The 25,895-nt window shown below is 75.5% G+C and carries 15 protein-coding genes; 8 read left to right on the plus strand and 7 right to left on the minus strand.

The annotated features are described in order from the left end of the window. Nucleotides 1–85: 85 nt before the first annotated feature. On the minus strand, nt 86–4,483 hold the full coding sequence (locus tag WMF33_RS04155; RefSeq protein ID WP_437335915.1) for a tetratricopeptide repeat protein: 4,398 nt from the start codon (nt 4,481–4,483) through the stop codon (nt 86–88). 286 nt (nt 4,484–4,769) lie between these two features. Here WMF33_RS04155 and WMF33_RS04160 point away from each other — a divergent pair, with 286 nt between their 5' ends. Then, nucleotides 4,770–5,369, plus strand: coding sequence for a peptidyl-prolyl cis-trans isomerase (locus WMF33_RS04160; protein ID WP_437335916.1), 600 nt, complete (start codon nt 4,770–4,772; stop codon nt 5,367–5,369). Between the two features lie 54 nt (nt 5,370–5,423). Next, a complete protein-coding gene (locus tag WMF33_RS04165; RefSeq protein ID WP_437335917.1) occupies nt 5,424–5,720 on the plus strand; it encodes a polyhydroxyalkanoic acid system family protein in 297 nt (98 codons plus the stop codon). Here WMF33_RS04165 and WMF33_RS04170 read toward each other — a convergent pair. Then, nucleotides 5,717–6,046 (minus strand): hypothetical protein, encoded by a 330-nt coding sequence (locus tag WMF33_RS04170; RefSeq protein WP_437335918.1) that lies wholly within the window; start codon nt 6,044–6,046, stop codon nt 5,717–5,719. The two genes, WMF33_RS04165 and WMF33_RS04170, sit on opposite strands and share 4 nt — an antisense overlap. 104 nt (nt 6,047–6,150) lie before the next feature. Here WMF33_RS04170 and WMF33_RS04175 point away from each other — a divergent pair, with 104 nt between their 5' ends. The 3 genes from WMF33_RS04175 (at nt 6,151) to WMF33_RS04185 (ending at nt 17,256) form a co-directional block, all read left to right on the plus strand. Beyond that, complete coding sequence (locus WMF33_RS04175) at nt 6,151–10,926, plus strand: hypothetical protein (RefSeq protein ID WP_437335919.1); 4,776 nt, start codon at nt 6,151–6,153, stop codon at nt 10,924–10,926. Then, a complete protein-coding gene (locus tag WMF33_RS04180; protein ID WP_437335920.1) occupies nt 10,923–16,670 on the plus strand; it encodes a hypothetical protein in 5,748 nt (1,915 codons plus the stop codon). The genes WMF33_RS04175 and WMF33_RS04180 overlap by 4 nt, the downstream gene beginning before the upstream one ends. 169 nt (nt 16,671–16,839) lie before the next feature. After that, nucleotides 16,840–17,256: a YkgJ family cysteine cluster protein gene (locus WMF33_RS04185; protein ID WP_061623527.1), complete on the plus strand. Its 417-nt coding sequence runs from the start codon at nt 16,840–16,842 to the stop codon at nt 17,254–17,256. 18 nt (nt 17,257–17,274) lie between these two features. Here the strand turns inward: WMF33_RS04185 and WMF33_RS04190 are convergent, their stop codons facing one another. The 5 genes from WMF33_RS04190 to WMF33_RS04210 all read right to left on the minus strand — a co-directional run bounded on the left by WMF33_RS04190 (nt 17,275) and on the right by WMF33_RS04210 (nt 21,838). Further along, a complete protein-coding gene (locus tag WMF33_RS04190) occupies nt 17,275–18,927 on the minus strand; it encodes a phytoene desaturase family protein (RefSeq protein WP_437335921.1) in 1,653 nt (550 codons plus the stop codon). A 62-nt stretch (nt 18,928–18,989) separates the two neighbouring features. Then, nucleotides 18,990–19,478, minus strand: a complete 489-nt coding sequence (locus WMF33_RS04195) for a hypothetical protein (RefSeq protein ID WP_437335922.1) — start codon at nt 19,476–19,478, stop codon at nt 18,990–18,992. A gap of 26 nt (nt 19,479–19,504) precedes the next feature. Then, nucleotides 19,505–20,437, minus strand: coding sequence for an MlaE family ABC transporter permease (locus WMF33_RS04200; protein ID WP_437335923.1), 933 nt, complete (start codon nt 20,435–20,437; stop codon nt 19,505–19,507). After that, complete coding sequence (locus WMF33_RS04205) at nt 20,427–20,987, minus strand: hypothetical protein (protein ID WP_437335924.1); 561 nt, start codon at nt 20,985–20,987, stop codon at nt 20,427–20,429. Before WMF33_RS04205 ends, WMF33_RS04200 begins: the two co-directional genes overlap by 11 nt. 68 nt (nt 20,988–21,055) lie before the next feature. Continuing rightward, entirely contained in the window at nt 21,056–21,838 is a 783-nt protein-coding gene (locus WMF33_RS04210) for a rhomboid family intramembrane serine protease (protein WP_437335925.1), read from the minus strand. Nucleotides 21,839–22,118: 280 nt separating this feature from the next. Between WMF33_RS04210 and WMF33_RS04215 the strand changes: the two genes are divergently transcribed. The 3 genes from WMF33_RS04215 to WMF33_RS04225 all read left to right on the plus strand — a co-directional run bounded on the left by WMF33_RS04215 (nt 22,119) and on the right by WMF33_RS04225 (nt 25,885). Further along, nucleotides 22,119–23,081 (plus strand): DnaJ C-terminal domain-containing protein, encoded by a 963-nt coding sequence (locus WMF33_RS04215; RefSeq protein WP_061623533.1) that lies wholly within the window; start codon nt 22,119–22,121, stop codon nt 23,079–23,081. 85 nt (nt 23,082–23,166) lie between these two features. Further along, nucleotides 23,167–24,291 (plus strand): AgmX/PglI C-terminal domain-containing protein, encoded by a 1,125-nt coding sequence (locus WMF33_RS04220; RefSeq protein ID WP_437335926.1) that lies wholly within the window; start codon nt 23,167–23,169, stop codon nt 24,289–24,291. A 160-nt stretch (nt 24,292–24,451) separates the two neighbouring features. Next, nucleotides 24,452–25,885, plus strand: coding sequence for a serine/threonine-protein kinase (locus tag WMF33_RS04225; protein WP_437335927.1), 1,434 nt, complete (start codon nt 24,452–24,454; stop codon nt 25,883–25,885). Nucleotides 25,886–25,895 lie beyond the last annotated feature (10 nt).

Below are 25,895 nucleotides of genomic sequence, written 5' to 3' on the forward strand. Positions count from 1 at the left end.
CGGGGGCGTGACGCGCGAGGCAGCTGCCCCTGGCCGACTTGCCTGGGGGCCCGACCCGCGGCGCAGGCGCCCAGGTCTCCCTCGCTCACCGCCCCTTGCCCGCGCCCAGGCTCTCCAGCGCCTGCTGCGCGTCGCGCCGGTAGGCGTTGTCGGTCGGCGCCGTCTCCAGGAAGCGCTGGTAGTGGCGGATGGCCTTCTCGCGGTCGTTCGTCGCGCGGAGCGCCTCGGCCAGGAGGAAGTGCGCGTCGAACAGCCACGGCGGGGTCGAGCGCTCCGGCGCCTCGGCCAGCGTGACCGCCCGCTCCATCTCGGCCGCGGCCCCGGCCCGGTTGCCGCGTGACGCGTAGATCTTGCCGAGCCGGTAGTGCCACTCGGGGACCTTGTCGTTGGCCGCGATCGCCTTGCGCCACGCCTCCTCCGCGGCCGCCCAGTTGCCCTGATCCTGGTAGCAGAGCGCCATCGTGGCGTAGGCCTCGTAGCGCGACGGCCGCTTCTCGAGCGCGATCTGCAGATCCGCCAGCGCGTCGCGGCTCGCCCCCTGCTTCTGCAAGAGGACGCCGCGCTGCCAGTACGCGTCGCCGAGCTCCGCGTCGAGCTCCAGCGCCCGCTTGAGCGCTATCTCCGCGCGCGCGGTCTGGCCCGTCTCGTTGGCGCCCCAGCCGACGTAGAGGTGGTACTCGGCGCGGTTCGGGTCGATCTCCGCGGCGCGCTCCAGGAACCGCAGCGCCTCGGCCATGTTCGTGCCGCGCCCGAGGAGCGCGCGGCCGAGGAAATGGTTCGCCTCCGCGGAGTTCGGGCGGTTCTGGATCACCTCGCGCAGGATGGGCTCGGCCTGGCTCGCGTGCCCCGCCATCACCTGGGTCGAGCCGACGCGCAGCTTCAGATCGACGTCGTTCGGCGCCTTGCGGAGCGCGTCGGCGTACATCTCCAGCGCGCGCTCGCTCTGCCCGGTCTCCTCGAACAGGAGCCCTCGCTCCAGCGCCAGGCCGGGGTAGTCCTTGTCCGCCGCCGTGACCTTGTCGAAGAGCCGCGCCGCGTCCTCGAACCGGCGCAGGCGGCGGTAGGCCACCCCCAGCTTGAACTGGCTGCCGAGGTCGTCCTCCTTGGCGAGCGCGAGCTCGAGCTCCTGCCGCGCCTCCTCGTTCCTCCCGGTCTGGAGCGCGACCTCGGCCTTCGCCTTGTGGAGCGCGGGCAGGTCCGGGAACTTCGCCGTCGCCTCCGACAGCTTCGCCGCCGCCGCCTCGTTGCGGCCCAGGCTCGACAGGAGCGACGACAACGCCACGTAAGCGTCGACCACCTCCGGGCGGTTCTCGGTCGACTTCACCGCGTCGAGGTACGCCTGCTCCGCCTCCTTCTTGTTGCCGAGCGCGAGCTCGGTGCGCCCGAGCCAGTAGGCGATCTGCGGATCCGCGGCGTGGGTCTTCTGCAGCCCCTTCAGGAGGTCCTTCGCCTCCTTCATGCGCTCCTGCGCGAGCCACGTCTTCGCCTTGCCGATGTGCGCGGCGAGGTTCTGCGCGTCGGCGCGGGCCGCGGCCTCGAAGCGCGCCTGCGCCTCGGAGTAGCGGCCGGACCGGTAGAGGACCTCGCCGTTGCCGATGAGCGCGCGCACCGCCTGCGGGTCGATCTTCACCGCGGCGGCGAAGGCCTGCTCGGCCGCGCTCATGCGCGACCGCGCGAGGTGGATGGTGCCGAGCAGCGTGTACGCCTCGACGATCTCGGGGTCGCTCGCGGCGGCCCGGACCGGGCCGTCGCCGGTGACCTTGCCGAGCAGGTCGAGCGCCTCCTGGTCGCGGCCCGGCGTCTGCCAGACGAGCGACGCGATGAGGGTGCGGGCCCCCACGTGGTCCGGCGACGCCTCGAGCGCGCCCCTGGCGCTTGCCTCGGCGCCGGACGCGTCGCCGGCGAGCAGCTGCGCCCGGGCCGTGCCGAACAGCGTGCGCGCGCTCTTCTGCAGCTCGCGCGCGCGCTGCCACGCGGCGGCCGCCTTGGGCGCGTCCTTGGCGAGCAGCTCGATCTCGGCGGCGAGGACGGCGACGTCGATGTCGTCCTTGAGCTGGGCGCCGAGCGCCTGCGCGGCCTGTCGCGCGCGAGGGAGCTGGCCCGTGGCCGCGTCCTGCGCCGCGACGGCGAGGGTGAGCAGGTCGCTCGGGCGGGAGCTCGCGAGCGCGACCATCTCCTTGCCGAAGGCGTCGTCGACGGTCCGGTGCCCGAAGCGGATGCTGCGCGCGAAGGCGACGTACGCGGCGTAGGCCATGGTCGGCCGGTGGCGCGGCGCGTTCGCGCGCGTGGACTTCGCGTCGCTCAGCGCGCCGTTCGCGGCCGAGGCGGTGTCCTTGGCGAGGGCGGACTGGGTCCGCTGCCGGAGATCGGCGAGCGCCCCCTCGTACGCGAAGGCGTTGAGCCGATCGCTGATGAGGTTCACGCCGAAGGCGCCGACATCCGGGACGAGCGCGAGCGCGCCGCCGCCGACGGCGGCGACGGCGAGCGCCGCGACGACGTAGCGCTTGACCTTCGACTTCTGCTGCGGGGCTTCCTGGGCCGGCGCGGGCTTCTCGACCTGCGCCTCCGTCCCGGCGCTCAGGTCGCCGATCTCGGTGCCCGCGCCCGTGAGATCGACCTCGTCGCCGACGCTGGGGTGCGGCGCGCTGAGCTCGATGCCCCGATCGTCGGCGTCCATCGGCGTCTGCGTGAAGTTCGCGGAGCGATCGGACGGATCGTAGGCGGTGGGCGCGGCGCCGGCGGCGAGGTGCGTCGCGCCCTCGCCGAGCGCGATCTCGTCGCCGAAGTCGGCCGGCGGCATCGCGCCGGTGCTCCGGCCGAAGCCGGCCGGCGGCATCGCGCCGGTGCTCCGGCCGAAGTCGGCCGGGGGCATCGCGCCGGTGCTCCGGCCGAAGTCGGCCGGGGGCATCGCGCCGGTGCTCCGGCCGAAGTCGGCCGGCGGCATCGCGCCGCTGCTCGGGCCGAAGTCGGCCGGGGGCATCGCGCCGCTGCTCGGGGGCTCGGGCGGCGCCGGCGGGAGCGGGCGCGGGCCGGGCGCCTGGAACGCGGCGCCGACGCGCGAGTCGTCGTAGTCCGGCGGGGCCTCGTCGAAGAGCTCGGCGCCGACGATGGTGCCCGGTCCGGCGGGCAAGCCGGGGCCGGTGGCCTTCGTGGGGAGGGCGGGGCCGGTGGCCTTCGTGGGGAAGCCCGCGGGGGCCGCGGCCGGGAAGCCCGCCGGCGCCGGGGCGGGGAAGCCTGCGTGCGCGGGGGCGGGGTAGCCCGCGTGCGCCGGGGCGGGGAAGCCTGCGTGCGCCGGGGCGGGGTAGCCCGCGGACGCCGTGGCCGGGAGCCCCGCGCGGACCGGGGAGGGGAGCGGGGCAGAGGCCGGCGTGGGCAGGCCCGCGTCCGGGAACGGGGCGGGCATGCCGATGACGCCCGGGACCGAGCTCGGCAGATCGCCGGCGACGATGGGAAGGTCGCCCGACGAGGGCGAGGGCAGCTCGGCCTCGCCGTCGCCCTCGAGCGGCAGCTCGAGCTCGCCGAAGCCGAACGACATGGAGCCGCCGCTGGAGCGCGCCGGAGGCGCCGGGGGCGCGTCGTCGTCGAGGTCTCCGAAGTCGTACTCCGGGGCCACGCGCGGGGGCGCGACGTCGCCCATCCCGCGGGTGCGCCCGCGGCCGAGCGGCTGCGAGGCGGCCCCGGCGTCGCGCGCGCTGGGCGCGCCGGGCGCTGAAGGAGCGCTCGGCCGCGAGTCCCGCAGGCCGAACCCGAGGGTGCGCCGGCTGCTCGGAGGAAGCGGATCGACCCGCGCCGGCAGGTCGGCGTCGGCGAACGCGGTGGGCGTCGCCGGTGCGGTGCGCGACTGCGCGCGCGACCGCGCCGAGAGCGGCGCCGGCGCGGCGGGCGCGTTGCCGTAGACGACCGGCAGGTCGTCGGGATCGAGCCCCTGCACCTCGGCGTCCGTCGGGCTCGGGAGCTCGACCATGAGGTCGATCTCGCCGAAGCCGCGCCGCTGCGGCACGGTCTTGGCGTTGCGCCGATCGGACGGGGCCGGGCGATCGGGGACGTCGGGCAGGCCGATCTCGCCGAAGACCTCGGGGCCCGGCGGCTCAGGAGCCGGCGCGGGCGGCGCCGGCGGCGCGGGCCGCTGGGGGACCGTGGTCGCCGTGCGGCGCGGCGGCGTGGCCACCGGCGCCGGACGCCGAGGCGGTGCGACCGCGGGGAACGCGACGTCGTCCGGGGCCGCCACGGGCAGATCGGCGTCGTCGTGCGGCGTCGGCGCGCTCCGCTCCGAGAGCTGCAAGCCTCCCGCTCCAGCCCGCGGCGCAGGCGCAGGCGCAGGCGGCGGCGCAGGCGCGGGCGTCGGCGCAGCGGTCGCGCCCCCCTTGGTCACCAGCAGGCTCGTACCGCACTTCGGACAGCGCATCCTGAGCCCCGCAGGGGGAACGCGCTTTTCGTCGACCTGGTACGGCGATTTGCATCCGTCGCACTCGACCTTGATCATGCTCCCCGACCCAATGCCGGCGCTGCGAGGGCTTCCGCAGGCGCGCCATCACGCTCATTCGGCCTGCGAAAGGCCGGGATGCCCCGACATCCGCTCTCCTTACTAGCAGGGCTTGTGGTCCTTGGATCGCCTCTTCTACGGGCCGTCCTCAAATCGGCGATTTCCTCGGGCATATCGCGTGCTTGTCTCCGGCGTGAAGCCGGGACGGCGCCGTCGTGGACCCGGGACGGCACCGGCGTGAAGGCCTCGCCAAGCGTCCTCCACCTGTGCTAACGCGCTGCCGCCCATGCAGCGCTCGACGGCGGTCCTCTACACGCTCTTCTTTGCGGGCGCGCTGGCGTTCGTCATCGCGAACGGCGGTCCGAAGGCGCGCGGCGCGGCCAGCGCTCCCGCCGACGCGGGCGCCGACGCCGACGCCGACGCGGGCTCGCCCGCGGCGACGGCGGCCGGCGACGGCGACGCCGGGACCGACGCCGGCGCAGAGGGGCCCGTCCAGGAGAGCGGCCCGGAGCTGGCCGTGCGATCCGACGCGGGCGTCACGCTCCTCTCGGGCGAGGCGCCGCCCGCGCTGTCGGCCGAGGCGCCGAAGAAGGTGCGCTTCGGCGTGGTGCTGGTCCAGTACCGCGGGGCGCAGGGCGCGCCGCAGAGCGCGCGCTCCAAGGACGCCGCGCTGGCGCTCGCCAGGGAGCTCGCCGAGGTCGCCAAGACGGACTTCAAGGCCGCCATCGACAAGGGGGACAAGGGCTCGACCGACGATCTCGGCTACATCCCGCGCGGCGTGCTCGAGCCCGCCCCGGAGTACGAGCTGTTCAGCCTCCCCAAGGGGGGCGTGAGCGGCCCGGTCGACACGCCGCGCGGCTTTTGGATCGCGCGGCGGATCGAGTAAGTAGGGCCTACCGCGCGGCGCGTCGCCGCGCGCGCGAACGAGTGGAGATACCGTATGGCGACCATCGAGATCCGCCGGCAGCACGCGCTCACCAAGGACGAGGCCAAGAAGCGCGCGGAAGAGCTCGCGCGGGGCATGGAGGACAAGCTCGGCATCCGGTGGCAATGGGACGGCGATCTCATCCGGTTCGACGCCCCGGGCGGCGCCGCGAAGGGCACGACGGGCCTCGTGCGCGTCGAGGCCTCCGCCGTCCAGGTGGACATCGATCTCCCGTTCCTGCTGAAGGCGATGAAGGGCATGGTCGAGTCGAAGGTCAACGAGAAGCTCGACGCCGTGCTCTCCAAGGCCTAGCCGCGGCGGCCGGGCTCGACCCGGAGGGCGGCCCCGGCGCCTCGATCGCCCGCCGCGCCGAGCGGGCCGCGCGGCTGCCCGAGGCGCATCGTCGCCCCGCGCTCCGCCGTCCTCGCCTCCTCCTCTCCAGCTCCATCGCCCGCGCAGGCCCGCGCCGGCGAGCGACCTCCACCCGAAGCGCCGCGCAGGTCGCGCGTGGCAGCGCCCGCGAGCACCTCGCTTTCCAGGGGCGCGCGCGCGGCGGTCGCGGTCGCGCGCGGCGCGGCCATGCCCGAGGCGCGGCCGCGCGGCGTGCGCGGCGCGCGCGCCGCGCCAACCGAACCCACCCCCTGCCCAGCGAGCTTTACTCCGCGACGTTCGGTTCGCTACTCTCCGCCATCGTCATGCGTTGCGCACACATGAGACCCCCTGCGGAGGCGACGCGAGCGAGATGACGGTTCAGGTACCCGAGGGGCACGTGGAGAGCATGACGGCCCTGATCGCGCGGCTCCGCGCAGAGCAAGGCGACCAACCGGAGCGACAGCTCCAGGCGCTCCTGTTGCACGAGCTCGGCGCGCTCGAGGAGGCGCTCGGCGAAGAGCCCACGGCCGCGCGCGACTACCTCGCCGCGTTCAACGCCGACCCCCAGTTCCGCGAGCCGCTCGAGGCGCTGGTCCGCATCCTCACCCGCCGCAAGTCGATCAAGAACCTCGGCAAGCTGCTCGACGCGCTCACGCGCGCCGCGGCCACGCCCGAGGAGCGGGCGCGCGCGTTCTGGGAGCGCGCGGCGTACCTCCAGGACCACGAGCAGAACCTCGCGGCGTCCAAGGAGGCGCTCGAGGAGGCGGCGCTCAGCAACCCGGAGGACGCGACGCCGTGGCTCGAGCTCGAGCTCATCGCGGCCAAGGAGGGGGACCTCGCCGGCCGCATGCGCGCGATCGAGGCCCGCGCCGAGCTCGCGACCGACGCGACGTGGAAGGGGCTGCTCTTCATCGAGCTCGCCGACCTCGCCGCCGCGACCGAGAACGTGGAGCGCGCCTACGAGCTGCTCGACGCGGCCGCCGCCCTGGAGGGGCGGGCGCGCTTCCGGTCGCAGCTCGCGCTCGAGGCGATCGCGCGGCGCGAGGAGGACCTCGGCGCGCTCGCGCGCGCCCTCGAGGGCCAGGCGGAGCTCATCGCCGACGCGCTCGACGACGAGGCGAGCGGCGAGGCCAACGGCGTCCCGCGGACCATGCGCAAGCCGGAGTACGCGGCCGACGCGTGGCTCCGCGCCGCCGAGCTGACGCAGCGCGCGGGGACGGGCGGCTTCGCGTCGCTCCTCGAGCGCGCCGCGGAGCGGCTGCCCCAGTCGGCGCTGCTCGGGCGGGCGCGCATCGCCGCCCTCGAGGCCGCCGGCGAGGCCGAGGCCGCCGCCGGCCTGGCCAAGCAGGAGATCGCGCGCGGCGCGAGCGGGCCCGGCGCCGCGGCGCTGTGGCTCCGCATCGCCGAGGCCGCGGCGCTGGCCAGCGACCGCGAGGCCGCCCTCGCGGCGCTCCGGAGCGCGCTCACGGCCGACCCGCAGTGCATCCCGGCGCGCGCGCTGGAGATCGATCTGCTCGGCGACGGCCAGGACCCGTCCGCGTTCGCGGCCTCGCTCGAGGCGACGGCGGCGTCGTACGGCAGCGACGAGGCGAGGGGGCGCGCGCTGCTCCTCGCGGCCTACGTCTGGGCGGTGCGGACCGACGACGTCGGCGCCGCGAAGGACGCCCTGTCGCAGGCCGGCATGGCCGGCGTGCACCCGGGCGTGCTCGCGCGCTTCGGGCGGTCGTTCGCGGCGCTCCGCGGTGACGCGGCCTGGTACGAGGAGTCGACGAAGCGGCTGCTCTCGACCGGCGTCGACCCGGCCGAGAAGGCGAGCCTGTGGTTCGAGATCGGCAGGAGCCGCCTGCTCCGGGGCGACGCGGACGGCGCCGAGGGCGCCTTCGCCGAGCTCGCCGCCGCAGGCGCGGACGACGGCGGCGCCGCGCCGAACGCGTGGCTCGGGCGGGCGCTCGGCGCCTTCGCGGTCGATCTCGTCCGCAGCCGGCGCGAGCGCGGCGACGAGCCCGGCGCCCCCGGCCCGCGGCGCTCGCCGACGGTGATCGAGGCGCTCGCGGAGGTCGAGGGCCCGGAGACCGCGCGCGGGCTGTGGCTCGTCGCGGCCCTGCGCAGCGCGCGCAGCGGCGAGCTCGATCGCGCGCGGAGCCGGCTCCGCGCGCTCTTCGAGCAGTCCGCGGACGACGAGGTCGTCGCCGTGTTCCTGGCCGAGCTGGAGCGGCGCGCGGGGAGCCCCGCCTCCGCGGCGGCGACGCTCTCGACCTGCGCCGCGGCGATCGACGACGCCGATCTGTCGGCGGCGCTGCACATCGAGGCGGCCATCCTGCTCTGGCGCGCCGGCGAGCGCGGGCGCGCCGTCGAGGAGCTCGAGGCGGCGCGGGGCAAGGCGCCGCGGTCGGGCGCGACGGCGCTCACCTGGGCGCTCCGCGGCCACGAGGCGAGCGATCTGCTCAGCCGGCGCCGCGCCCTCGAGGTGGCGGGCGAGGCGGGCGAGGACCCGGCGGCGCTCGCGCTGTCGCGGTTCGGCCTCGAGATCGGCGCGGCCGAGGGCGGCGACGCCGACGAGGCGCTCGCGACGCTCGAGGCGCTCGAGTCGCAGGCGAGCGACGACCTCGCCCTCGCCGCCGCGCTCGGGCGGCTGCTCTGGCAGCCGGCGCTCGAGCAGCGGAGCGCCGTCGAGCGCGCGCTCGACTACATCGAGGAGCGCGGCGACGGCGCCACGTCCATCGCGCACGCCGAGCGCTTCCGCCTCGCGCGCACGCTCGACCACGACCGCGCGCGCACCGCGGCGCGCGCGGCGGCGTGGGCCGCGGCCGACCCGAGCCCGCACGCCGAGCTCGAGTGGCTCGGCGCGGCGCTCGGCGCCGAGGACCGCGAGGCCGAGGTCGCCGCCCGGAGCGCCCTCGCGCGCCACATGGAGGGCGAGGCCCGCGCGGCGATGGAGGCCTCGGCCGCGATCGTCGGCGCGCTCGACCAGCCGAACCTGCCGCGCCCGTTCCTGTCGGGCGAGCACGCGCCCGCGCAGCTCGCCAACCTGGAGCTCGCGCTCCCGGGCTGCGATCCGCGCCGCCGCGCCGCCGCGCTGCACGGGCTCGGCGACGCGCTCGGCGAGGACGCGCAGCTCACCGCGCTCTCCCTCGCGGGCTGGTCGGACTTCGCGGCCGGCGATCACGAGCGCGCGCTCGGCGCGTTCCGCGCGGTGGTCGAGCGGAGGCCCGACGACGTCGCCGCCTGGGAGGGCGTCCGCGCCACGTCCGAGGCGCTGCGCGACCCGGTGTCGACGGCGCTCGCCTCGGCCCAGCTCGGCGCGCTCTGCAAGGACGACGCGCGCGGCGCGGGCTTCTGGGAGAGCGCGGGGCTCCTGCTGCTCCAGCACACCGAGGCGCACGACGACGCCGAGATCGCCTTCGATCGCGCCTTCGCGCGCGACCCGCGGCGCGGCGTCGCCTTCGACCGGCTGTTCCGCCGGGTCCGCGCGCGCAACGAGGACGATCGGCTGCTCGACATCATCGAGCGGCGGCTCGGCGTGGCCGACAACGACCTCGAGATCTGCAAGCTGTTCTGGGAGCGCGCGCGCGTGCTCCGCAAGAAGGGCAAGCTCGACGAGGCGCTCGCCGCGCTCGAGAACGTGACGCTGCTCGAGCCGGATCACATCGGCGCGCTGGCGCTCTCGGCCGACATCTCCAAGGCGCAGGGCGACCTCGGCCAGGCGGCGGCGTTCTACGCCGAGCTCTCGCGGGTCGCGAAGGCGCCCGGGGAGCAGCGCCTCATGTCGGGGATCACGGCCGTCGACGCGTACGAGAAGCTCGGCGAGCACGACAGGGCGCTCGAGGTGCTGGTCGGCCTGCACCGCGCCGGGCTGTCGACGCTCGTGGTCCGCGAGCGCCTCGTGCGGGTCGCCGCCCGGGTCGGCGCCTGGGAGGAGGCCACGCGCCTGCTCGAGGAGCTCATGGTCGAGCGCGACGCCCCCGACGGGCGCATCGAGGCGGCGCGGCTCGCGATGGCCATCTACCGGGACCAGCTCCGCGCGCCCCGCCGCGCGGAGCGGGCGGTGGCGAAGCTCCTCGAGGAGGCCCCGGACGACGGGGAGGCGATCGATCTCGTCCTCACGACGGACTACGACCCGGCGTTCCGCACCCGCGTGCTCGGCCGCGCCAAGGCGACGCTGATCCAGGCGCTCGCGTCGGACCCGATCGACGCGGACCGGGTCGCGCTCCTCGCGAAGATCGCCGGCGCCGGGCAGGACGCGCCGCTCCGGCAGGCCACGCTCGGCGCGCTGGTCGCGCTCGGCCGGATCGACGACGGCATCTCCGCGGAGCTCAGGAAGATCGACGCCCGCGTCCCGGCGCGGCCGCAGATCGCCCTCGACGCCAAGGCCATGGCCGACATCGCCGATCCGCTCGACGCCGGGCCGGTCGGCGAGCTGTTCGCGAAGATGGCCGAGACCATCTCCATGGCGCTCGGCCCCTCGCTCGTGTCGCTCGGCGTCGGCAAGAAGGACCGCATCGAGGCGCGCGGCGGCCACCCGCTCCGCGTCGCGGTCGCCGAGTGGATGGGCGCGCTCAGCTTCGAGACCGACTTCGAGCTCTACGTCGGCGGCCCGAGCCCCCGCGGCGCGACGGGCGTCTACGGCCAGCTGCCGGCGCTCGTCCTCGGCCCCGAGATCACGGCGCCGCTCGACGCCGCCTCGCGCTCGGCGATCGCGCGCGAGGCGTTCGCCCTGCGCCGGGGCATCACGTCGCTCAGGACCCGGGACGACAACACCGTCGCCTCGCTCGTCGCGGCGGCGTGCATCGAGGCGGGCCTCGCGGTCCCCCAGCCGCCGTACGCCGTCTTCGGCGAGGTCTCGCGCGCCATCCACAAGGAGATGTCGCGCGCGACCCGGAAGGCCATCGCCGAGGTGTGCCAGCGCATCGTCTCGAGCCAGCAGGATCCGCACCGCTGGGCGCAGGCCGCCCGCAGGAGCATCGATCGCATGGCCGTCATCGCCGCCGGCGACGTGTCGCTGGTCCTCTCGGACATCCTCAACACCCCGCGCGAGCAGCTCGGCGGCGTCGTCGCCGAGAGCGAGCGGGCGCGCCAGCTGGTCGCGTTCGTCCTGTCGCAGAGCTACCTCGAGCTCCGGAAGAAGCTCGGGATGGGGGTCCGGTGAGCAAGAATCCGCAATCCAAGAGCTCCTCTGGCAACGGCGGCGAGGAGGGCACCCCGTCGCAGGAGAAGATCACCGTCCCGCCGCCGGCGATGTACGGCGCGGCGGTCTCGGAGGGCGACGTCGAGGAGGCCACGCTCCTCGCGAAGATCCCCGACGAGCTCATCAAGTCGATCCGCGCCGAGGAGGGCGAGCGCGTCGGCGAGGGCGGCCTGAAGCAGCTGTTCTCGCGCGAGCCGGTGCCCGTGCCCGCGCGGCCGGCGCAGAGCGCCGGGGAGAGCGACGCGCTCCTCGACATGCTCTTCGAGGACCAGCGCGGCGAGGACGCCGACGACGGGGTCGTGACCTCGGCGCCCGCGCTGCCCGGCGCGCGCCGGGGCGCCTCGCCCCCCATCCCGCCGCCGCGGCCCCCGTCGCTGCCCCGCCCCGCGGCCCCGCCGCGCTCGGGCAGGCCGAGCGACGTGAAGGCGCCCGCCGCCGAGCTCGCGCCGAGCGATCGGACGCCGAAGATCCCGGCGCCGTCCGCGTCCTCGAGGCCCGCCCCGCCGCGCCCGCAGCCCGCCGCCGCGGCGCCGCCCCCGCTGCCGCCGCAGCCGCAGCAAAGGCGCCTTGAGCCGGTGCAGGACGAGGACACCGCCGAGCCGGGCGACCGCGCGACGCCCATCCCCGACGGCGGCGACTCCCCGTTCGAGTTCGCGCCGCCGAGCCTCGTGAACAGCAGCCGGCGCGCCGCGGCGCCGGACTTCGACGACGAGGACACGACCGGCTTCGACGACGAGGAGACGAAGGCCCTCGACGAGCCCGGGCCCACGACCCGGCCGTACGCCGGCCAGCCGCCCGCCCCGGCGAGCCACTGGGACCAGGCCGCGATCGAGAGCGATCCCGGCGAGCTCGTGGACGAGTCCAGCCTCCTCGACGGGCCGGCCGACGAGGACGATCTCGCCCAGACGCGCGTCGCGAGCCGGAGGCCGGAGGTCGGCGCGGCGTTCGGTCCGCCGCGCTCGTCCGCGCCCGCCCGCGCGCCCGAGAGCCTCCCGCCGCTGCCGTCGATCCCGCCGCCCGCGTCCGTGTTCGACGCCGAGCAGGACGCGAGCGCGATCCTCGTCCAGTCGCAGCAGCGCGACGTCTGGGCGGCGCGCGCCGCCTGGCTCCGCGCCGAGGCGGAGCTCATCGAGGACCCGACGTCCCGGGCGCGCGCGCTGCTCCCCGTCGCCGAGCTCTACGTGATGGCCGGGGAGGACGCGACCGCCCGCGCCATCGCCGCCGAGGCGCGCGAGCTCGCCCCGAGCCTGATCTTCGCCCACCGGCAGCTCCGCGGGCTCCTCATGCGCGAGGGGGACCTGCCCGCCGCCCTCGACGCGCTGGAGGCCGAGACCCGCATCCTCGGGACGCCGGCCGCGCGCTGCCACAACCTGGTGCTCGGCGCCGAGCTCTCCCGCATCTCGCTCGCCGATCCCGACGGCGCGCACAAGCGCCTGGAGCTCGCGGCCCGGATGCACCCCGCCGATCCGCGCCCGCACGTCCAGCGCTTCTGCGAGGCGCTCGCCGCGCCGGACTCGGACGCCCAGGGCTCGGCCATCGCGAAGTTCCGCCTCCCCGACGCGCCCGAGCTCGCGCCGCTCGCCGCGGCCTGCGCGCAGGTCGCCGCGCACCGCGGCGCGCTGCGGCCGGCGCGCGGCCGCGCCGCCCCCGCCACGCCGTACGAGGCGCTGCTGCGCGCCCGCGCCCACCTCCGCGCCGGCGACCTCTCCGAGGGCCTCGCGAGCCTCGAGCCCCTGCGCGGCACCTCGCTCGCGCCCGGCGTCGCGTGGCTCACCGCCGCGCTCAGCGCCGCGCGCAAGGAGACCCGCCCGGCGGCGCTCGGCGCGCTCCGCGCCGTCGCCGCAGGCTCGCACGCCGGCCAGGCGCGGCGCGCCCTCGCCGCGCAGGCGATCGAGCTCGGCGACGCCGCCGCCGCGCGCGAGGCGACGCTCGACGACGGCGACGCGTTCTCGCCGGCCGACCGCATCGTCCTGTCGGCGCTCGCCGGCGGCTCCGCGGGCGAGATCGAGCCGTGGCTCGACGCCCTCGCCGACGATCCGGACTTCGCGCCGCTCTCCGCCGCGGCGAGCGCCGCCCTGAGCGACGCCGGCGGCTCGGCGGCCCAGGCGCCCGCGCCGCGGGGCGTGCGCGCCCCCGGCGGCCCGAGCGCCCGCGCCGCCGCGGTCCTCGGCCGCGCGCTCTCCCGCGAGGCCGTCCCGGCCGAGGGCGGCATCGACGCGAGCGACGCCTTCTCCCGCGCCGTCGTCACCTACGGCGACACCGCGCCCGAGAGCCCGCTCTTCCGGGCCCTCTCGCTCGAGCTCGACCTCGACGGCGATCGCGGCGCCCGCGTCGCCAGGGCCGTGGCGGCGCTCCGCGAGGTCGCGTCCGAGCGAGACAGCGCGCTCGCCGCCGCCGTGATCGCGGAGATCGCCGGGGATCAGCGGGCGGCCATGAGCGATCTCGATCGCGCCCGCGGCGCGGATCCGCAGCACGAGGGCGCCGCGCGCGCCCGCGCCGCGCAGGAGAGCGGCGTCGGCGCGGCCCGCATCCTCGCGGAGCACGCGCTCACGCTCGAGGAGGGGCCGCGCGCCGCGGTGCTCGTCACCGAGGCGGCGATCCGCCTGCTCGACGCCGGCGACAACGAGGAGGGCGAGCGCCTGCTCTCGCGCGCCGCGCAGATCGATCCGAAGCTCCCCGTCGCGCTCCACCTCGGCGAGCGGAGCGCGCGCGCCCGCGTGGACCGCGACGGCCTCCTCGAGTGGCTCCGGACCCGCCGCGAGAGCGCGACCGACCCGCTGGAGCGCGCCCACGACCTCGTCCGCGAGGCGCTCCTCGTCGCCGAGGCCGACCCCGCGTCGGCCGCGTCGCTCCTCGAGACGGCGCACCGCTCGCGCCCGCAGGACATCGGCCTGCGCGAGCTCTTCGAGCGGCTCGCGCCCGAGCCTCCGGCCGACCGCGCCTCCTGGCGCGCCGAGCGCGCCACCGAGCTGATGCGCGCCCTCCACCCGGGCGGCGAAGCGCCGGCCGAGGGCGACGACCGCGCCGCCACGAGCGTCGAGGCCGCGCGCCTCGCCCTCGAGGCCGCCCTCGAGTTCGAGCGCGCCGGCGATCTCGGGCAGGCCGCCGCGTCGGCCCGCCAGGCGATCGCCGCGGGCGACGACGCGCTCGCGCCGATCGCCCTCTACCGCGCGGCCGTCGCCGGCCACGGCGCCGGCGAGCTCGTCGACGCCCTGATCCCGCGCGCCCGCGAGGCGGCGGACGCGGCGGAGCGCCTCGAGATCTACGAGCGCCTCGCGGAGCTCGACGAGCTCGGGCGCGGCGACCCCGGCAACGCCCTGCTCTGGCGCCGCTCCATCCTGGAGGAGACGCCGCACCACCTGCCGACGCTCCGCCGGGTCGCCTCCTACCTCATCGGCGAGGGGCGCGACGAGGAGCTCGAGCCCATCGCGCTCGAGATCGCGCGCGTCCTCGACGGCCCCGAGGCGATCGCGCACGCGCTCCTGTCGGCGCGGCTGCGCCTGCGCGTGCTCCCGTGGGAGGAGACGCTCGAGCCGGTCCAGATCGCGTACAGGAACGAGCCCCGGGGCATCTGGGCGCTGCGCCAGATGGCCGCGCACGCCCGCGCGAAGGCGGATCACGCCCTCGCGATCGAGGCGGATCGCCAGCTCATCGAGCGCACCGATCGCCCGTCCGAGGCCGCCGCCCTCTCGGTGCGGGCCGCCAAGGACGCCCTCCTCGCCGGCTCGATCGAGGACGCCGTCGCCTTCTTCCGGCACGCGATCACGCTCGTCCCGCACTACCTCGTCGCGCACCTCGATCTCGCTGACGCGCTCGAGCGCGGCGGCGACGCCGCCGCCGCCGCGGCCGCGCTGGAGTCCGCGGCGGGCGCCAGCGTCGGCTCCGAGGGGCGCGCGCACTCGCTCTACGCCGCGGCGGTGCTCTGGCAGGACAAGGTCCAGAACGCCGCGCGGGCCCGCGACGTCCTCGAGGCGGTCGCCACGGTCGACCCGTCGTACGCCGACGTCTTCTCGCGGCTCAGGGCGATCTACGTCGCCGAGGGCGCGCGCGCCGAGCTCGCCGCCCTCCTCGAGCGCCGCCTCGACGCGGTGACGGATCCGGAGGAGCGGGTCGAGATGGAGGTCCTCCGCGGCCGGGCGCTCGCCGACGTCGGCGACGTGGCGGCGGCGAAGCGGGCGCTCGCCGCCGCGCTCGACGCGAACCCCGACCACGTCGAGGCCCTGTCCGCGTTCGCGGACGTCTGCGCCGGCGAGGGCGACTGGGCCGGCGCCGAGCAGGCCTGGATCCGGCTCGCGCGCCTCGTGCCCGATCCCGACAAGCAGATCGCGATCTACCTCCGCCTCGGCGAGCTCTACGACGAGCACCTCCCGAACGCGGAGCGCGCCGAGCTCGCCTACCAGGAGATCCTGAAGCGCGCGCCGGGCGACGTGAGCGCGCGCGAGCGCCTGGTCGCGCTCTACAAGCGCGCCGGCGACGGCGCCCGCGCGCTCGAGCAGCAGAACCTCCTCATCAACGCCGCGGAGACGCCCGAGCAGAAGTGCCGCCGCACGGCGGAGCTCGCCGAGATCTACGAGTCGATGGGGGACATGAAGAAGGCCGAGGCCACGCTGCTCACGGCGCGCAAGACGTGGCCCAAGGACGACTTCGCGCTCGGCGCGCTGGCCCGCTACTACCAGCGCACCGATCAGGCCTCCGCGGCGGGCGTCCTGCTCGATCGCGCCCTCGCCGACGCCCGCCGCGCGCTGAACACCGGCCGCTTCGAGCCGTACCTGTTCTCGACGGTCGCGACGGTCGCGGAGCTCCGCGGCCGCGCCGGCGCCTCGAGGATCGCGCGCGCGACGGTGGCCGCGCTCGACGGCCGCGACGCGGCGATGGGCGGCGCCGGCAACGCCGCGGGCGCGGCCCGCCTCGACGTCCACCTCGCGCCGGAGCTCATGACCGCGGCGTTCCGCGAGCTCCTGCTCAAGACCGGCCCGCTGCTCGACGCCGCGGTGCCGTTCGATCTCGACTCGATCCGCGCGACCCCGCTGCCGCCGCAGCACGCCGACATCACCGACCTGGCCCGCGGCGTCGGGGCGGCGTACGGCCTGCCCAACCTGCAGGTCTACGTGACGGCCGCGCTCGGCGCCGTCTGCGTCCCGGCCTCCTCGAGCCCGCCGAAGATCGTCCTCGGGCAGCCCCTGGTCGCCTCGCCGCGCGACGACGTCCGGCTCTTCCTCATCCACCGCGCCGTCAAGATCCTCCAGACCAACGCCTCGGCCTTCTCGCGGACGGCGCCGATCGACCTCTGGCCGTTGCTCGCGGCCTATTTGAAGGCGCTCACGCCCTCGTGGACGCCGCAGGGCGCCGACGCCGGTCGCCTGCGCGAGTACCAGGGCCGGATCGAGCGGGTGACGACGGGCGGGTTGGATCCGAAGCTCGGCGTGCTCGCCGCCGACGTCATCGGCTCGATCGGCAACCGGGCGTCGACGCTGAACACGGCGATCAACGGCTGGGGGAACCGGGCTGCGTTCCTCGCGGTGGGCGACCTCAGCATTGCCCTCACGGGCATCGCCTGGTCGGGCGGCCACACGAACGCGCCGCCCGCCGGGGGCAAGGACCGCGTCACCTGGATCGGGCGCAACGCCGAAGCGCGCGACCTCATCGTCTTCGCCGTGAGCGACGGCCTGGCCGAGGCGCGGGAGCAGCTCGGGTTCACCGAGTGAGCGCGCGGGCGCCCGCGCGCTCGTCGTCGCGCGCCGCCGCGCTATGTTGAGCGCGCCGTCGCGAGCACTTCGCCGTCGCGGAGGTTCGCGCGGCCGCGTATGCTCCGCTGCCTGTCAGCGAGCGTGCCGCCTCTCCTCGCCGGCATCGGCCGCACGTCCCTCACGATCCATGACCACGACCCTCAAGGCGAAGCGCCGCGTCTCTTACGACTGCTCGAAGTGCCCGGCCTACTGCTGCTCCATCTACGAGCGGGTCGAGGTGACGCCGCGCGACCTGCGGCGGCTCGCCCGTCATTTCGGCCTCACGCTCGAGGCCGCCGAGGAGCGCTTCACGAAGCGCTACAACGGCGAGCGCATCCTCCGACGGCAGTCGGATCCGCTGCTCGGCCGTGTCTGCCGGTTCCTCGATCTCACGACGCGCGGCTGCACCATCTACGAGGCGCGGCCGGAGGTCTGCCGCGACTACCCCGGCAGGCCGCGGTGCGGGTACTACGACGTGCTCCAGTTCGAGCGGGAGACGCAGGACGATCCCAACGTGATGCCGCTCGTGCAGATCACGTTCCGGTCCAGGACGCCTGCTGGCTAGCGCCCTGCGTCGCAGGGCTCACGTCGTCTCGTTGCGCTCGTCCGCGTCGGCCTGCGCCTCGGCGGCTCTTCTCTTCTCGTGCAGCCACTCCTCGGGCCGGTCGGCGGGATACACCCGCAGCGAGCCGTCCGCCGGCCCGAGCAGGTCCCCCGCGCGCGCCGCGCCCGTGATGCGCTGCGCGGCCATGAGGCCCGACATCGCGGCGCCGGCCACCCCGTGGCTCAGCGTGCTCGCGCCGCACTGGTACAGCCCCGGGATCCTCGTCTTGACGGAGAACGACAGCGGGCCGAGCTGCCAGGGCGTCTTGGCGGTGCCGTAGGCGGCGCCGCGGTGCGAGGCGCAGTAGTAATCGTTGGTCAGCGGCGTCGCCACCGAGCGAAACACGAGCGCCCGGGAGATGCCGGGAATGACGTTCTCCGCCGCGGCGATCATCTGATCTCCGAGCGACTCCTTGAGCGCCTCGTACTCGGCGCCTCGCTTGCCCGTGCGGGTCTTCTCCCAGCGCGCGAAGGGGCCGTGGGGCACGAACGTGAACATCTCGATGGTGTGGTGATTGCCCCGCGTCGGGTGGCCGGGGTCCTTCAGCGTCGTGATGGTCAGGAACAGCCCGTCCACCGCGCCGCGCGGCATCTGGCGCTCCGCGCGCTCGTAGATGCGGCCCACGTCGCGCCCGCGGTACCACCAGTAATTGCCCGAGTCATAGCCCATCGACCGCAGATCCATGTCCACGGCGCAGAACACGCTGAGCAGGCTCACGGAATACTCCATCCGCTGAACCTTGCGGCGCTCGCGGGCGGTCAGCTCGGGCGGGAGCAGCTCGCCGTAGGTGATCGCCGGGTCCGCGTTCGAGACGACGCTCGCCGACCGCACGATCTCGCCCCCTTCCAGCTCGACGCCGGCCGCGCGCCCGCGCTCGACGAGGATGCGCCTCACCCGAGCGCGCATCCGCACCTGCCCCCCGAGCCGGCGCAGCGCCCGGATCATCGCGAGCGGGATGCGCCTCGCCCCGCCGCGCGGGTAATACCCGCCGTCGAGGTAATGGCCAATGATGCTCGCGTGGATCGGCAGCGCGACGCGCGACGGCGAGAGGCCGTGATCGCCCCCCTGCGCCGCGAGGAACGCGCGCAGCAGCGGGTCGCGGATCGTCGCGTCCAGCAGATCCTCCTGGGTGCGGAGGCCCCAGCGCACGAGGTCCGGCGCCTTGAACGGCAAGAGCAGCACCTTCGGGAACTCGAGCATCTCGTCGACGCGGCCGAGATCGTCGCTCAGCCCGCGGAGGACGCGGAAGTACCGCGCGATCCCCGCCGCCTCGTGCGGGAAGCGCGCCGTGAGCCGGGCGACGAGCCGCTCGAACCCCTTGGGCACGTCGAACCGCTCTTCGCCGACGATCAGGTGATCGAGCCCGTCCGGGTTGAGCTCGCAGAACTCGAGATCCTCCGAGAGGCCGAGCCCCTCATAAAGCCGCCTCACGGCGCCTCCCGGGCCGAGCTCGCCGATGTAGTGGACTCCCGGGCTGAACAGATAGCCGCCCAGCGAGAAGCTGTGGGTCCACCCGCCGGGGAGGTAGTGTTGCTCGACGACGATCACCTTCTGTCCCGCGCGCGCGAGCGCGAGCGCCGCCGTGAGCCCGCCGGCGCCCGATCCGATGACGACGGTATCCGCGTCCCTCATGCGTCCCCCCTCGGACTCCGATGCTCCGAGGAGGAGCTTGGCTGCGCGCTTCTGCCGCTCGTCTATCTGCCGCCGTCCGGCTTGCGGCCGCCCGGCTTGCCGCCGTCTCGGCCGCCGTCCGGCGGCGCTCCGGCGTCGGGCGGCGCCCTGTCCGCCTTCTCCAGGTTCATGAGCACCAGCGGACAGACGACGGGCACGGCGCGGCTCGGGGTCTGCGCCGACTCGCGCATGCACGTCTTGCCGGTCAGGCGAACGCGCTCGCCCACCTCCAGGTCGGGCGGGCACACGACCGTCTGGGACGCGGAGACGAGGTCCCCGTCGATCCAGAAGAGCTCGCAGCCGTCGTCCGTCCGCCGCAGGTGGTAGTGCCGCGTCGGGCGCCGCGGCGCCGGGCTGCCCTCGGCCGCGAGCGCGTCCCCGCCGTCGAGCGCCGGCGCCGCCGCGCCCTCCCGCCCCGCGTCTCCCTGGCACGCCGCGACCCCGGCGAGCAGCGCGGGCAGGACCCGGGCGACGAACCCGATCCCCCGGCGCGGCGACGTCGATGACGGCATCGGGGCGCCTTCCGGACCGGGCGGGATCACCGGCTCGGGAAGAACAGGATGGACATCTTGGTCAGGAAGAAGTCGGCGATCAGGATGGCGATCGACGTCACCACCACGGTGCGCGTGGTCGCGTGGCCGACGCCCTCCGTTCCGCCGCGCGTGATCAGCCCGAAGTGACATCCGACCAGCGCGATGATCGCCCCGAAGAAGGGCGTCTTGTACATCCCGCTGAAGTAATCCATGAACGTGACCGAGCTGAGCGCCGTCCTCAGGAAGAAGCCGGCCGGGATGCCGAACTCGGTCGCGCAGATCAGCATCGCGCCGCTGAAGCCCAGCACGAGCGCGAACGCGCCGAGCACCGGCATCACCACGATGCTCGCGAGCAGCCGGGGCAGGACGAGCTTCTTCACCGGGTTGGCGCCGAGGGCGCGGATCGCGTCGATCTGCTCGGTGACGGCCATCGACCCGACCTCCGCCGCGATGCCGGCGCCGATGCGGCCGCCCACGATGACCGCCGTCAGCGTCGGCGCGAGCTCGCGCGAGAACGACAGGCCGATGATGCGGCCCGTGTACTCCATGCCCCCGAACTTCTGCAGGCCGATGGCGAACTGCACCGCCATGACCATCCCGACGAACAGCGCCGTCACCGACGCGATCGCGGCCGAGCGCACGCCGAGCGCCTCCATCTGGTAGAGGGTCGAGCGCAGCTCGAGCGGCCGATCGAAGATGGCCCTGATCGCCCCCCAGGTCATCCGCCCGAACTGCCCGAGGTGCTCGACGAACCCGACGGCCGTGTCGTTGACCCTCGCGACGAGCGGGGGGAGCGGCGGCGGGGCGATGCTGGCCGGCCCCCGGCTCCCGGGGGCCAGGCTGCTCGGCGGCAGGCTGCTCGGGCCCGCGCTGGGCGGGGCCGGGCTGTTCGCGGAGGGCGGCGCCGCCTCCAGGGGCCGTTTGCGCTCAGTCGTCATCGGCGGGCAGGGTCGAGAAGCCGCGGACCATTCGCGTGAACGCCGGCTCGCCGGCGGCGTAGCGGGCGGGGTCGGCGATGAGGAGCATGTCGTACACGCAGCCGTTCTTCTTGAGCACCCAGACGTCGAACACCTTCGGCACCCCGTCGAGCTTCGCCGAGAGGACCGTGTGCATCGCCTCGCGGCCGTCGAACGGGACGACCTCTTGCTTCAGCACCTCGCGCTCCGTGAAGTGCAGGAAGAGGTGGTTGGTCAGCGAGACGAGCGGGACGTCGTCCTCGTTCCGGCAGCGTCCGTTCAGGGCGATGGTCGCCCCGTTCGCCTCGTCGCGGTACGCCACGGCGGCGTCCGACACCGAGAGCGGTCTCCAGCTCGCCGGCGCCGGGGGCACGCGGAAGGCGACCTCCGAGCCACGGTAGATCGTTCCGTCGAACGACGGGCCTCCGCAGCCGGCGAGCGCGACCGTGAGCGCCAGCAGCCTGGCCCGGGGGTTCGCTGCCTCTGCCGCAGAACCGCCGGCGGTGGGGCGCCTTCGAAGGGGTCGTCGCATCGCTGCGGCCGGGACGCTATCACGCTTTTGCATCCTGGGCGAACCACGAGCGCCGCGATCGCGCCGCGCTACCAGCCCCAGGGGTCGCGCCGCCGCGGCGCGCCCCACGACGCGGGGCGGCGGGCTGTCGGGCGCCGGGGCGTGGTGCGCCAGTGCTGCCAGCGCTCGTGCTCGCGCGGGGAGCGCCCCACCATGAAGAGGCGGACGAGGAAGAGCCCGGCGACGAACCCCCCGAGGTGCGCGAAGAACGCGACGCCGCCGCTGCGCATGCCGATGGAGCCGAGCCCGTTCAGCAGGTTCACCACGAAGTACTCGAGGATGACCAGCCACGCCGGGAGCTCCAGGAACAGGCCGAAGATGAACCACAGGAGAAAGATCGGGTTCAGCACCGTGATCGGCGAGCGCGGGTAGAGCGACGCGTACGCGGCCAGCACGCCCGAGATCGCGCCCGAGGCGCCCACCATGGGGATCATCGATCCGGGATCGATCAGGATCTGCGCGCCCGCGGCGGCGATCCCCGACAGCACATAGAACGCCGCGTAGCGGAGGCTGCCCAGCGCATCCTCGACGTTGTCGCCGAAGATCCAGAGGAACAGCATGTTCCCGCCGAGGTGGGCCCACCCCGTCGGGTCGTGCATGAACATGCTGCTGAAGACGGTCCACCAGGTGTCGGTCGGCTCCGTCAGCAGCTGCACCGGGACGAGGCCCCACAGCGAGAGCAGCCGGTCGGGCGGGAACCCGGCCGCGATCATCGACCGCATCCAGAAGAAGCCGAGGACGTTGGCCGCGATCAGCAGGTAGTTGACGACCGGCGCCTTGCGGGTGGGCAGTTGGTCTCGGACGGGCAGCATCGCGATTTACTTAAGCACGCGGACCGGTGACAGCATCCGCCGGCCTTGATAGACCCGGGGGCCATGCCCGAGGTGCGGCTCCGCGACACGCTGGCCGAGGCGCCCGCCCCGCTCGGCTCGCCGCTGCGTGGCGAGGTCCGCCGCGCGCGCTCCCCGGCCGCGGCCGTCCTCAGCACCAGTGGACGAAAACGGCAGGCAGATCTAGGTTTCCGCCCGATGCGGGCCCCTCGCGGCCCGCATCGCCTGCATCTCCTGCAGCCCAGAATGACGACGGACGACCATGGCTCGTGATCTCTACTCCGTGCTCGGCGTCTCGCGCGATGCGGACGAGGACACCATCAAGAAGGCGTTCCGCAAGCTCGCGATGAAGTACCACCCGGACAAGAGCCCGGGGAAGGCCAACGAGCAGAAGTTCAAGGAGATCAACCAGGCGCACGAGGTGCTGAGCGACAAGGCGAAGCGCGCGCTCTACGACGAGTTCGGCGAGGAGAGCCTGTCGCAGAACTTCGATGCCGAGCGCGCGCGCGCCTACCGTCGCTACGCGAACGCCCGGGCCGCGGGCGGGGGCCGCGGCGGGCCCGGCAACTTCGACGTGCAGGAGATCTTCGGCAACGCCGGCGGCGGCGCCGGCGACCTCAGCGACATCCTCGGCGATCTCTTCGGCCGCGGCCGCGGCGGCGCGGGCCGGCGCGGGCCGCCCACGCGCAGCCGCGGCAGCGACGTCGAGCAGGACCTCACCATCGACTTCGTCTCGGCGGTGCGGGGCACGACGCTCCAGCTCCAGCGCGAAGGCGAGCCCGAGCCCGTGACCGTGCGCGTCCCGCCCGGGGCCGCCGAGGGGAGCCGCCTGCGCATCCGCGGCCAGGGCGGCCCGGGGATGGGCGGCGGCGAGCCGGGCGATCTGCTGCTCAACATCCACGTCACGCCCCACCCGTTCTTCAAGCGCGAGGGCGACGATCTCCACCTCGACGTGCCCGTCACCCTCGGCGAGGCGTACCGGGGCGAGAAGATCCGCATCCCCACGCCCGACGGCGAGGTGACGCTCAAGATCCCGGCGCGCACCCAGACCGGCCAGGTCATCCGGCTGCGCGGCAAGGGCATCGGCCGCAAGGGGAAGGAGCCGGGGGACCTCTACGTGAAGTTCGTGGTGCACGTCCCGACCGTCGACGACCCCGAGGTGGCGAAGGCGATCGATCTGCTCGACGGCAAGGTGGAGGCGCCTCGCGGCGATCTCCGGTTCTGAGCGCGGCGCCCCGCCGCGCGGCGATCCGCCTCCGCGGTCGCGCGCGCGTCGCCCGGCGCGGTCGCGGCTCCCAGGTCGACCTCCCATGAAGCAGCCGCTCGCCATCGATCCCCGGCCCCTCCTCGCGGCGGCCGTCGCGCTCGCCGCGTGCGCGGCGCCGCCGCGCCCGGCGCCGCCCGCCGCCGGCCTCCCGACGCCCGCCGCCGTCCAGCCTGCGCGCCCCCCGCGGCCCGCGGGCGCGCCGGCGCCCTCCGTCGCTTCCACCGCCGCGTCCGGCGCGGCCGCGCCGTCCTCGCCGCCCGCGCCCTCGGCGCCCCCGCCCGTGGCGCCGAGCGCCGCCGACGCGGCCGCGTCCGGCGCCGGCGGGGCCCCTGGCGCGGCCGCGCCGCAGGGGCCCTCGATCGCGATCGAGCCGCCCTACAAGCTCGGCCAGCACCCGGTGCCCCGCGGCCAGGCCGAGGCGGCGGAGCGGGATCGCTGGAACGCCGGGGGCAGGGGAGAGCCGCCCGCGCCGCCGCCGCCGGCCGAGGGGCACCCGCTGCCGCGGATCATCGTGGACATCGACAAGGTGAACGGACCGCTCAAGGCGCGCGAGGTCGAGCGCATCGCCCGGCGGCACCTCTGGATCCACGTCTACGCGTGCTACCGGCTGCGCGCGTACAGGGATCCGTCGCTGCACGGCAAGACCACCGTGCGGCTCACGGTGAGCCGCGCCGGCAAGGTGACGGGCGCGCGCGCGACCTCGTCCACGCTCTCCGCGCCGGACGTCGTCTCATGCCTCGCCGCGCGCGCGCGGTCGCTCCCGCTGCCCAGGGCCAAGGCCGGCTCGACCGTCGTCGCCACGCTGCAGGTCTACCCGGGCGACGATCCGGTCGAGCCTCCGCCGTCCGTCCTCGCTCCCGGCCCGGGGGAGCTCCGGCCCGACGCGATCGAGGCCGCGGTGGCCGAGGCCATGCCCGCGTTTCGGAGCTGCTACGACGCGGCCCTCGCCGGCGCGCCGGCGCTCTGGGGCCGCCTCGCCATCCGCTTTCACGTGACCGACAGCGGCGCCGTCGACGAGGCCTTCGAGGTCGAGTCGCGCTTCCCGGACGAACGGCTCGCCCGCTGCGTGCTCCGGCGCGCGCGCGCGCTCACGTTCCCGGCGCCGGAGGGCGGCGACCTGCGCTTCGTCGTGCCGCTCCGATTTTCGCCCGACCCGCAGAGCCCCTGACGGCCCCGCCCGACGTGGGCGGCCTTCCCCGTGCGCTCCCCCCGTGCGAACGCTCACAGCGCATCCCCCGCCGAGGCGATTTCTCAAGCGATTCGCGCTGCTACAAATTGCGCCCCGAGGTCGATGTGCAACTTTACCGTGGGGGAGGAGGCTCAGGTATATGGACATCACACCGGGCACCATCGTTGGGGGGAAATATCTGCTGGAGAGGCAGCTCGTGCGGCCTGGCGCGCGGCTGGCGCGCGACCGAGGCTCGGTCTGGGTCGCGCGCGAGCTGCGGCTCGGGGGGCGCGTCGCGCTGAAGCTCTTCCACCCCGACGCTGGCGCGACGGGAGAGCTCCTCCGGATCGATCGTTGTGTCCGCGCTGCCGCCGGGCTCTCGTCGCGGCACGTGGTGCGCGTGCACGACCACGGCGCCGAGGGAGACAGGGTCTACCTGGCCATGGACCTGCTCTCCGGCGAGGATCTCGCGGCGCGCCTGCTCCGGCGCAGCCGCCTCTCGCTGCAGGAGGCGGCGCGCATCGCCGCGCAGGCCGGCGAGGCCCTCCGGTGCGCTCACGCGGAGGATCTCCTCCACCAGGGCCTCCGGCCGGAGAGCCTCTTCCTCGCGCTGGACGGCGGCGAGGAGATCGTGAAGGTGCTCGATCTCGGGCTCCCGAGGGCGGTCGCTCCGCGGCTCGTGAGCGACGTCGCGGCCGAGGTGAGCGCGAGCGCGCTCCACTACCTCAGCCCCGAGCAGATCCGATCGGAACGTACCCTCGATGCGCAGACCGATCTCTGGTCGCTGGCCGCGGTCCTGTTCCGTGCGGTGACCGGCCAGCTCCCGTTTCCGGGCGACATCGCCAGCGTCGTGGCCTCGAAGATCCTGCTCGCGCCGCCGCCTGCGGCGACGCAGCTCGTGCCGAGCTTGCCTGCTGCGCTGGACGGCTTCTTCGAGAAGGCGTTCGCGCGCGATCTGGCGCGGCGCTTTCGATCGATCGAGGAGATGGTGGAGTCGCTCGTCGGCATCGCGGAGCTCGCGCCGCCTCCCTCGTCCGGCGTGCTGCGTCCGCCCCCGCCTGCGCGCGTCCCTCCGTGGGCGGCCGCGGCGCGGCCGCTGGCCGCGCTGTCCGCGGAGGTGGCGTCCAGCGCTGCTGCGCGGGCGGATCCCGACCCTGAGCCGCCGAGCGCCGGCCAGCGTGCGGCCCCGGACACGCTGCTCAGCGCGGAGAGCGCCGACGTCCTGCGCGGGCTCGACGGCCCGCCCGCGCGCGGCGCGTGGCTCCTGCCGGCGGGCCTCGTGGCGCTGCTCGGCGCGGTGGCGCTCGTGACGAGCGCTCGGCTGGATCGCCCTGCGCCGGCGATGGCCGTCAGCGGCGCCAGGGCGGCGGTGCTCTCGGCCTCCCTCGCGGTCCGCCGCGCCGCGCCGCTGCCCGCCGCGCCCGAGGCGGCCTCGTCCGCGCTCTTCCGCCGAGCCCCTCACGCCTCTCCCCAGCGCAGCGCCCACGCCGCCACGGCCGCGCCGCCGCACGCCGCGCCGCCGCGCCCGGCGCGGCCGGGCTCCTCGGCGGGGCCCGCGCCCGCGCGCGTGCGCCACGGCTTCGCGCCGGACTGAGCGAGCGGCG

Source organism: Sorangium sp. So ce394 (assembly GCF_051474665.1).
In the GTDB taxonomy this organism is placed as follows: Bacteria; Myxococcota_A; Polyangia; order Polyangiales; family Polyangiaceae; genus Sorangium; species Sorangium cellulosum_D.

Coding starts and splice junctions, on each gene's coding strand:
- WMF33_RS04155 (WP_437335915.1), bottom strand. CDS start 4,483: ATGATCAAGGTCGAGTGCGACGGATGCAAATCGCCGTACCAGGTCGAC.
- WMF33_RS04160 (WP_437335916.1), top strand. CDS start 4,770: ATGCAGCGCTCGACGGCGGTCCTCTACACGCTCTTCTTTGCGGGCGCG.
- WMF33_RS04165 (WP_437335917.1), top strand. CDS start 5,424: ATGGCGACCATCGAGATCCGCCGGCAGCACGCGCTCACCAAGGACGAG.
- WMF33_RS04175 (WP_437335919.1), top strand. CDS start 6,151: ATGACGGTTCAGGTACCCGAGGGGCACGTGGAGAGCATGACGGCCCTG.
- WMF33_RS04185 (WP_061623527.1), top strand. CDS start 16,840: ATGACCACGACCCTCAAGGCGAAGCGCCGCGTCTCTTACGACTGCTCG.
- WMF33_RS04190 (WP_437335921.1), bottom strand. CDS start 18,927: ATGAGGGACGCGGATACCGTCGTCATCGGATCGGGCGCCGGCGGGCTC.
- WMF33_RS04195 (WP_437335922.1), bottom strand. CDS start 19,478: ATGCCGTCATCGACGTCGCCGCGCCGGGGGATCGGGTTCGTCGCCCGG.
- WMF33_RS04200 (WP_437335923.1), bottom strand. CDS start 20,437: ATGACGACTGAGCGCAAACGGCCCCTGGAGGCGGCGCCGCCCTCCGCG.
- WMF33_RS04205 (WP_437335924.1), bottom strand. CDS start 20,987: ATGCGACGACCCCTTCGAAGGCGCCCCACCGCCGGCGGTTCTGCGGCA.
- WMF33_RS04210 (WP_437335925.1), bottom strand. CDS start 21,838: ATGCTGCCCGTCCGAGACCAACTGCCCACCCGCAAGGCGCCGGTCGTC.
- WMF33_RS04215 (WP_061623533.1), top strand. CDS start 22,119: ATGGCTCGTGATCTCTACTCCGTGCTCGGCGTCTCGCGCGATGCGGAC.
- WMF33_RS04220 (WP_437335926.1), top strand. CDS start 23,167: ATGAAGCAGCCGCTCGCCATCGATCCCCGGCCCCTCCTCGCGGCGGCC.
- WMF33_RS04225 (WP_437335927.1), top strand. CDS start 24,452: ATGGACATCACACCGGGCACCATCGTTGGGGGGAAATATCTGCTGGAG.